We start from the raw sequence: 1,115 nt of genomic DNA, 5'->3' as shown, positions 1-1,115 counted from the left end.
GCCCGCCACCACGAAATATCGAAGCGCTTGGAAACCTTATAAGTACTAATAACGACAACAATAAAAAGGTAGGAAAATACCAACAACAGCAAAAAAAACAAATCGTTCGACATCACATACCCCTCACAGCAAGCCCATTAAAGATCACACCCATAAGACAAAAAACACACCCTACTTTAAGAACCAAGCCCATAGAACACGCGCACGCCTTGCTCCCTCACAAACAAAAGGAAGGGTAAATCCAAAAATGAATAAAAACACCCTCTCATTCGAGAACCAAAGCCAGCTCAACCCTAGATTCTCTGCTCCCAGACGAGTAAAAAAAAGGAGAGTACCAAAAATGCAGGAAAACAGCACAAAATTCAAAGCACGCAACGACCTCTGTAGCACCGTATCACTTTGCTCGCGTATAAAGAACCCCAAGAGCACTTTCAACAATAAAGACAAGAGCAAAACCTTTAAGAATACCGCCCTTATGCTATCCATATCTCTGACGCCCACAGCAGCAAACCACAGGATAAAGCCCATCATGCAACAAAACATGACCGCCTTTAAGAACACTTGCCCCGCCACAGGCATACTCTTGACGCCCAGATGCACCAAACCAAGGACAGTTGCAAAAATGCAAGAAAACACCGCCCCCTTTAAGAGCAGCTCCCCATCAACAGCGCGCCTGCCCACGCCCACATAAACAAAACCAAGGTAGGTGGCAACAACGCCATAAAGCACCACCCATCTCCAAAACATCCACTCTGTAACAGAGCGACGCTTTGCTCCCACATAAATAAAAATCAAGGCAAGAGCAAAAAAGCAGAAAAACCAAGGCAACAGCCAAAACATCACATTGTTCGACATCAAATACCCCTCACAGAAAGAACATCAAAGATCACGCCCGTGGGAAAGAAAAATGCTCATTCTTTTTAAGCACCACCCCAACAGTACACGCACACACCGTACCCCCTCCAAAACAAACAAAGGAACAAATCCAACACTGCTCACAAACACCCCATCGTTCAAGAACCCCCCATCGTTCAAGCCCCCCCCATCGTTCAAGAACCAAAGCGTGCTCCAGCCCATATGCTTTACTCCCACATGTGCCAACCCAACGACAGTGC

The 1,115-nt window shown here is 46.2% G+C and carries 2 protein-coding genes; both read right to left on the bottom strand.

Annotation, left to right across the window (positions count from 1 at the left end; genetic code table 11):
- Nucleotides 1–171: 171 nt before the first annotated feature.
- Nucleotides 172–855: a hypothetical protein gene (locus tag ACFIQE_RS10665; protein ID WP_375707733.1), complete on the bottom strand. Its 684-nt coding sequence runs from the start codon at nt 853–855 to the stop codon at nt 172–174.
- Between the two features lie 31 nt (nt 856–886).
- The coding region (locus ACFIQE_RS10660) for a hypothetical protein (RefSeq protein WP_375707732.1) at nt 887–1,115 on the bottom strand (229 nt) is incomplete at its 5' end.

Origin of the sequence: Bartonella sp. AA1HLJMS, assembly GCF_042197445.1 — a bacterium.
Taxonomy (GTDB): Bacteria; Pseudomonadota; Alphaproteobacteria; order Rhizobiales; family Rhizobiaceae; genus Bartonella.
Note: the sequence above shows the minus strand (reverse complement) of the source record. Positions and strands in the feature narration are given on the sequence as shown.

What these genes read in the sequence shown, in the direction of transcription:
- ACFIQE_RS10665 (WP_375707733.1), bottom strand. Translation starts at nt 855, where the DNA reads ATGTCGAACAATGTGATGTTTTGGCTGTTGCCTTGGTTTTTCTGCTTT.